Below are 6188 nucleotides of genomic sequence, written 5' to 3' on the forward strand. Positions count from 1 at the left end.
CGACCCCTCATGGCCGCCCTCGACCTCTTCGGCCGCCGCTGGAACCTGCGCGTCGTCTGGGAGCTGCGGCACGGGCCGGTCGGGTTCCGCGCGCTGCGGCAGCGCTGCGACAACATGTCCTCCAGTGTCCTGCGGCAACGGCTGACCGAACTCCTTGACGCCCAGCTCGTCGTCCAGCAGCCGGACACGGCCTACACGCTCACCGACCTGGGCCGCGGTGCCTACCAGGCATTGCGCCCGCTCGCCCGCTGGTCCGACGTGTGGGCCTCGGCCCTGAGCGAGGACGGCAAGGACTGAACGCTTGAAGCACCGCCCCTGGCGCTTCGGAAACCGAATCGCTACGGTGCTTCTGAATCCGAATCGCCTGGAGGGGTGGCCATGGCCCGCATCCCAGCGCTCGAACCGCCGTTCACGCCGGACGTGGAGGCACAGATCGCCACGATGGTGCCGGCCGGAATGCCTCCTATCGGCCCGTTCTGTTTCGTCGCCCGCACCGCTCGCGTCGAACTCGAGCCCGGTGCTCCCCGCTTCGTCGACGTCACGACCGCCTGATGGCCGGCCCACCGGTGGCAGTGGTGAACGCCTGCACCCGCGATGGGGAAGGCGGCAGCCCCACCGCGGTCGTGATCGACGACGCCACGCTCACCGACGACGACCGTCACACCATTGCCCGTAGGACCGGCACCTCCCACACCGCGTTCATCGACACCAGCACACCGGACGCGCCCATGGTGCGCTTCTTCACCAGCGCCGGGGAACTCACGAACTGCGGCCATGGCACCATCGCCGCGCAAGCCGTCCTGCTGCACCGCAGCGGCGCCACCGAGCACCACGGCAGCCAGCGCACCGCAGGCCGCACCTTCGCCACGACCGCCATCCGCCGCCACAACGGCATAGAGGTCTGGTTCGACCAAGGCGTCATCGCCCTGGCGGACTATGCCGACGCCACTGCCGGCGGCATGATCGCGGCCCTCGACCTGCGACGAGCGGACATCGCCGCCGACGTACGGGTCGCCTCGCCCGGCACGCCACGACTTCTCGTCCCTGTCCGGGATCACCTGACGCTGCTGTCCATGCAGCCCGACTTCGATCGGCTGGCAACCGAGTGTCGCCGACTCGGGTATCTCGGCTGCTTCACCTACGCACTGTCGCCGACCGCAAGAACGGCCGCGGCCCGCATGTTCGCCCCCGCGATCGGCGTCAACGAGGACATCGCGAACGCCAACAGTGTCGGCTGCCTTGCCGCCCACCTGCTCGACACATCCGGCAATGGCGAAATCGAGATCCACCAGGGTGACACGCTCCGGAGACCGTCATCGATTTTCGCCAGCGCGACATGTACTGGATCCGGCATCGTCGCCAGAATCGGCGGAGTGGCCGACCTCGGCCCGCCCATCGATCTCTGCGCACCAGAGCCGTCGAGCCACCTTCCCTGGCGATGATCGGATGCACGGCGTGCGGCTGATCAAGGCGTTCCGCGTGCTGGCAGTGCAGTGAGGTGCGATCCGGCTGATTGTGATGTGGTCGACCCGGACAGCGGTGGCGGCGGACGTGCATAAGGGGCATCGTCGTGGTTATGCGAACTTCTCACCGCGTGCGGGTGGCGGCGCTGCTGGTCGGCCTTGGTGTCGGGTTGACGGCGTGCGGCGGGAACTCCGCGCCGCAGGCCTCGTGGTCGGGCGCGCCGTCGCCGGGCCAGCAGCCGGCCGGGGGCGCGTCGCCTTCGGTGTCGCCGGCGCCGAGCGGTAAGCCGGTGCACGTGCGGTTGTACGAGAAGGACGGGGCGACGTACGGCGTGGGCATGCCGATCATCGCGTACCTGTCGGCGTCGATCACCAGCGCCAAGGACTTCGACGCGGCGACCCAGGTCACCGTCAACGGGGCGCCGGCCCAGGGCGCGTGGTACTTCCAGAAGTCCACGATCTACGCCGGCTACCCGATCGAGGCACACTACCGCCCGGCGGAGTTCTGGCCGGCGCACGCCGAGGTCGCCATGAACCTCGACACAAAGGGCAAGTCGGGCGGGGCCGGGCTGGTGTACGACAACAGCCTGACCCTCGACATGAAGACCGGGCCGGCGAACGTCGGCAAGGTCGACGGCAAGACCCTGCGGATGGTCGTGACCTCCGACGGCAAGCAGGCCTTCGACTTCCCGGTGTCGCTGGGCAAGGCGAGTACCCCCACGTTCAACGGCACCAAGGTCGTCATGGAGAAGAAGGCGGTCGAACACATGGTGGGCGACGGCTATGACGAGCAGGTGCCGTGGTCGGTACGGGTCACCAACTCCGGCGAGTACGTCCACTCGGCCAGCTGGAACGGCGGCAACATCGGCCAGCGCAGCACCTCCCACGGCTGCACCAACCTGACCGAGGCGAACGCCAAGGCGTACTTCGACTTCGCCCAGGTCGGCGACCCGATCACCTACACCAACACCGGCGGCCCGACGATGCCGACCTGGGACGGGTACGGCGACTGGAACGTGCCCTGGAACACCTGGCAGGCGGGCGGCGTGGTGCCGGCCAACTGACGCACCTCCGGGCGAACGTCGACACCGCAGCCCGTCATCGGATGGTGCCGATCTTGATCGGATGCCTTACCCAGCGCCGTCGGTGAGGCGGAATCGGTCGGCGAAAGTAGACATCTCGTCGCGCTGTTCGACGGGATCGGTGGCGGCCACGTTGACGACGAGGCGGGTCACGCCCTGTGCGGCGAAGGCCTCGACCCGGTTGGGCGTGAGCTCGGTCGACGCCCATCTGGTGTACTCCAGCGCCTGCGGGTCACGGCCGGCCTCGACCGCCGTCGCCCGGGCGAGGTTCAGTTGGGCGCGGCGCTCTTCCGGGGTGAGCATGCCGCCGGGGAAATAGCCGTCACCACGTCGGCCGGCGCGGCGGGCCGCCGCCCGGCTCGACCCGCCGACATGAACGGGGAGTTCGGCGCCACCGTGCGGCTTCGGGAAACTGACGAGTGTGTCGAAGTCGAAGAACTCTCCGTGGAAGCTGACGCCGTCGGGGCCGCCGGCCCAGAGCAGTCGCATGACGTCGATCGCTTCATCGGCCCGACGGCCCCGGCTGGCGTAGTCCACTCCGACCGCCGCGGCCTCGCCCGGCAGGCCGCCCAGGCCGATGGTCAGCAGCCGCATCCGGCCCTTGGACAGGACGTCGATCGTGGCCAGCTGCTTGGCGAGGATGACGGGGTGCCGGTAGGGCAGCAGGAGTACTCCCGTTCCGAGGAGGATCCGGTTCGTGGCGGCGGCGACGAAGGCCAGGCAGTCCAGCGGATCGGCGTAGGGCAGCGTCGGGGGCAGCTCGACCCCGCCGATGGTCGCGCCCGGGTACAGCACGATGTGTTCGGGCAGGTACAGCCCTTCGAAGCCGCACTCTTCAGCGTGCAGTGCGAAAGCGATGATCCGGTCGGGATCGATGCCGTGGTACGGGGTGCTGTAGCTGACGGCGAACCTCATTGCCGCGACGCTAGGCGTTGACACCGGCGTCAAGGCAAGGCCATCGTCGTATGGCACCGATTCCATCTCGGCCAGAGCAGTCCGGCAGATCGAGCCCAAGTGATGCGGGCCGCGCGGCTCGTGGCATGAGCGGATAATCGCGTTCGGTGGTCAGGCTGGTGGATCGTCTCGATACAGGTGCGCTCGCACACCACGGCCGCCCCAGCGCGTCGCAGCCAATTCCGGCCGTGGGCGGGTGGGCTCAGGCACCCAGCCGTGTTGTCTAGTGTCGGGCGCTGCGTCGTCCCAGTCGGCGATCAACGCAAACGGATCTGTGCCGCTCCCAGCCTGAACGTCACAGGTCTCCTGGACGACCATGGCAGGGTAGAAGCGCGTCTCCTGAGCCACGTTGCAGTCGTCGGTCCGGGAAGCGACCAGGGCGCCGCACCGTTCGCAGGCGATGCATGGGCTCCATCCCACCAGCGACCAGCAGCCGGTGAGCACAAGGTCGTGGACGAATTGTGTCCCGCGTATGTCGCCGGGTGACAGCACGTACGTGCCGACGATCTTGTCACGGCCATACGCGGCCTCATCGATCGCATAGGTGCCGGGGTCGAGCCGAGGAGGGTTCACATGATGGTGGTCCAGCAGCGACCAGTGCGGTCCCGTCGGCAACTCCACCAGCTGTACCGGGATGCTCAGCGCGTTTCCGCACCTCGCGCACCGAAAGCTCTCCACCGCCGCAGTGTGGCCCACCGGCCGGGACCAACGCACCCGAGTTTATGTGGAGCGGATTTACTCGGCAGGTGGCTTCGCGGAGCTCACCTCATCGGCTAGCCGCCGCAGCCGTCGCACCTGATCGATCAGCTCGCGAATCGGCGCAGAAGGGTCAGTCGGCCCAGATGGTCAGGTCGCGGGGCCGCTGCGGAACGGTTGGGGCTTCGGCACTCACAGACTCGTCGTCCGCGCGAGGTACGCCGCCAAGGCGAGCGGCATGTACGGCAGGCGCTCCGTAAGCGCTCAGCGACTGCAGGACATACGCGACCCGGGCGCGGATGGCAGCAATGCGATTCAACGAGTCTCGGTCCGCACTCACGCGAGGTAGTCCTGCATGCACCAGAACCACAGGTCCAGCGCCGACAGTCGCCGCAGCGTGCTGGTGTGGAACTGAACCTGCGGCATGCTCAACTGATCGTAGATGTTGGCGTATACGAAGATCCCGGCGCTGAGCCCGAAGGCCCGGCGGGCGCTTGCCATCCCGCCGGCGTGCGGCTCGACGATGTCCAGCAGCTCTCGCACGATCGCTTCAGTGTGCGTCGAATCCCGGCTCGGCACCTCGATCCGCCAGCTCGAGCCCGCCGCGATCGGCTTGCCGTCCGCACCCATCAGCTCGCCGCGACGCCGTTTCCGGCTCGGCTCCAACCCGATCAGCCGGGTCACGTCGTCTGGATCGAACCCACTGTTACCGCCGTGCTCACCCTCCAGTAGCAGATGTCCGCCCTGGATGCACCGCGGCATTGGCTCGTCGTCATCATCCATACCGACCTCCCGGTAACCGTACCGTCGCCGTCACCGCGGCCCACATCCTGAGGCTCCGCGACGACGGCCGGCGGTGAAACGGCGAGAAACAATGTCAGGCGGTCTCGCTGGCCAGCCACTCGTCGACGACCTCCACCAGGGTGTCGCCGGTACGGATGGAGTCCTGCCGGACGAGATCGACGAGCGCGGGCGTGAGTTCGCGACGCTCCAGCCACTCCAGGTGCCTGGTCAGTGTCGCGAGCTCCAGCAGGTAGCCCGAGTTGCTCGTCTGTCCTTCCAGCGCCGGGTCGCGATCGTGGAGCATCTCGCCGGTGGCGTACCAGCTGGACACCAGGTTGGCGGCGGTGCCGACCGTCGCCCGGGTGTATGCGGCGGGGTTCGGCGTATCCGCGGAGGTCGAGATGCTCGGCCAGGTTGCCGAAGGTCACGGTGATCCACGAGTCGTCACCGTCGAGGATCCGGTCGTCGGGGCCGGTCGGGACGAAGCCGCGAAGCTCCCCGGCCAGCCGGCGGGACTGTTCACGGATCTCCGGCGCCCGCTCGGCGAGCGGACCGGGCTGCTCCCAGGCGAACCGCAGCGAGGCCTCCGCAGCGGCCCGGAACGCGGCGCGGGCCGGGAATTCCGTGATGCTGCGTTCGTAGAACGGGAAGCAGCGCTGGATCGCGCCCAGCGCGGCCACCAGCTGCTGCCGGGCCTTCAGCCGGCCGGCCCGGGCTGCAGCGCCTCGAACAACACGTACCCGGGTGGCGGGGTCATTGTCACGGCCATGTTGATCCTGCAATCCAGACGGTGATGCGTGGCTTCTGCCATCGTCCGGTCGGCGGGACGATGTCGCTGCCGTCGTCATCCTCCAACATCGCAGTACAGACGGCACGCCGGCGGTGTGTACGGCGCGCGACCTGATCGGGCGTTTCTCGACATCGCTGAACACATGGCGTCGTACCCACGGCGGCGAGACCTGGCATGCCCGCGAAGGTCCCGGCCGCTTGGAATCTCTTGCCCAATTCTTTGTTGGCAGCTTCGGCACCGACACTGACCAGCCGTACGCACCGACATCCGTCGGCTGATCTGACACCCACCAGCAACCCAACTGAACAACGACTACATGCGCGCTCATCGGCTACTTATCTAATTGGCGGTACGACCGCAGCCCGGCCAGGCTTGGTCGAGGTGATCGGCGGGGTAGCTCTCACATTCGGCTGCCCACTT

At 68.1% G+C, this 6188-nt stretch carries 9 protein-coding genes; 5 read left to right on the forward strand and 4 right to left on the reverse strand.

Features of this window, described 5'->3' with window-relative positions; genetic code table 11:
• Positions 1 to 9 precede the first annotated feature (9 nt).
• From AB0K00_RS18170 to AB0K00_RS18185, 4 genes are all read left to right on the forward strand, one after another.
• Positions 10 to 297 carry a helix-turn-helix domain-containing protein gene (locus AB0K00_RS18170; protein WP_363522124.1) on the forward strand — a complete coding sequence of 96 codons (288 nt, stop codon included), beginning with the start codon at positions 10 to 12 and terminating at the stop codon, positions 295 to 297.
• Positions 298 to 378: 81 nt separating this feature from the next.
• The gene (locus AB0K00_RS18175; protein WP_363522125.1) at positions 379 to 552 is read left to right on the forward strand and encodes a hypothetical protein; all 174 of its coding nucleotides are present in this window, start codon (positions 379 to 381) and stop codon (positions 550 to 552) included.
• A 23-nt stretch (positions 553 to 575) separates the two neighbouring features.
• Complete coding sequence (locus AB0K00_RS18180; RefSeq protein ID WP_363522127.1) at positions 576 to 1442, forward strand: PhzF family phenazine biosynthesis isomerase; 867 nt, start codon at positions 576 to 578, stop codon at positions 1440 to 1442.
• Positions 1443 to 1576: 134 nt separating this feature from the next.
• Positions 1577 to 2527 carry a L,D-transpeptidase gene (locus tag AB0K00_RS18185; RefSeq protein WP_363522129.1) on the forward strand — a complete coding sequence of 317 codons (951 nt, stop codon included), beginning with the start codon at positions 1577 to 1579 and terminating at the stop codon, positions 2525 to 2527.
• 66 nt (positions 2528 to 2593) lie between these two features.
• Here the strand turns inward: AB0K00_RS18185 and AB0K00_RS18190 are convergent, their stop codons facing one another.
• From AB0K00_RS18190 to AB0K00_RS18205, 4 genes are all read right to left on the reverse strand, one after another.
• The gene (locus tag AB0K00_RS18190; protein ID WP_363522130.1) at positions 2594 to 3460 is read right to left on the reverse strand and encodes a TIGR03619 family F420-dependent LLM class oxidoreductase; all 867 of its coding nucleotides are present in this window, start codon (positions 3458 to 3460) and stop codon (positions 2594 to 2596) included.
• A 150-nt stretch (positions 3461 to 3610) separates the two neighbouring features.
• Complete coding sequence (locus AB0K00_RS18195; protein ID WP_363522132.1) at positions 3611 to 4120, reverse strand: hypothetical protein; 510 nt, start codon at positions 4118 to 4120, stop codon at positions 3611 to 3613.
• A gap of 411 nt (positions 4121 to 4531) precedes the next feature.
• A complete protein-coding gene (locus AB0K00_RS18200) occupies positions 4532 to 4978 on the reverse strand; it encodes a DUF4279 domain-containing protein (RefSeq protein ID WP_363522134.1) in 447 nt (148 codons plus the stop codon).
• A 94-nt stretch (positions 4979 to 5072) separates the two neighbouring features.
• Entirely contained in the window at positions 5073 to 5282 is a 210-nt protein-coding gene (locus AB0K00_RS18205; protein ID WP_363522136.1) for a hypothetical protein, read from the reverse strand.
• Between the two features lie 7 nt (positions 5283 to 5289).
• On the opposite strand from AB0K00_RS18205, the gene AB0K00_RS18210 reads away from it, so the two are divergent.
• Positions 5290 to 5772, forward strand: coding sequence for a hypothetical protein (locus AB0K00_RS18210; protein ID WP_363522138.1), 483 nt, complete (start codon positions 5290 to 5292; stop codon positions 5770 to 5772).
• The last annotated feature ends 416 nt before the right edge of the window (positions 5773 to 6188 follow it).

It is taken from the genome of Dactylosporangium sp. NPDC049525, assembly GCF_040676755.1.
GTDB lineage: Bacteria > Actinomycetota > Actinomycetes > Mycobacteriales > Micromonosporaceae > Dactylosporangium.